A 486-nucleotide genomic window follows, 5' to 3' on the forward strand; every position below is an offset into this window, starting at 1 on the left:
ATTTGCATCCCGGCCGGAAACAGCCAGCCCTGCGGTTTCCTTAGTCACCAGTCGACCCGCAGGATGTGCAGAAGCTGCGCCGAGAGCATAACCATGCGGTCCTTGCAGCCCTTGCCGTGCTCGACCCGGATCACGCCACGTCCGCTGTGAATGTCGCCGACCTTCGGTCCTACGTCTCCGAAGCGTGCAGACCCGCGGCATAGGGTGTCGTCAGGGCAGTGCGCGTCTGGAAAGAACGAGTGGGCCTGCTTGATCGCCACAATCACATTGCCACTGTCGCGCGTGCGGACCGGAACGCATTAGGTCCACCCAGTGACAATATCGGTCCCTTCAAGATGCTCACCTTCATCTCTTCTCAGAAGAGTGGCTGGGAATCAGAAGAGTGGCTGGGAATTCCAAACCCCTCATAAAAGGAAATCCACTCGTCAGAAGACAAAGACCAGCCCTTGGTGGTATCCGCCTGCGGAGCCCTGTGCACGTACGTTC

1 pseudogene is annotated in these 486 nt (G+C 58.6%); it reads right to left on the bottom strand.

Features of this window, described 5'->3' with window-relative positions:
- Nucleotides 1-47: 47 nt before the first annotated feature.
- A pseudogene (locus EOA29_RS39790) lies at nt 48-235 on the bottom strand (tyrosine-type recombinase/integrase); the annotation flags it as partial.
- Between the last annotated feature and the right edge of the window lie 251 nt (nt 236-486).

The organism is Mesorhizobium sp. M1E.F.Ca.ET.063.01.1.1 (assembly GCF_003998155.1).
Lineage (GTDB): Bacteria > Pseudomonadota > Alphaproteobacteria > Rhizobiales > Rhizobiaceae > Mesorhizobium.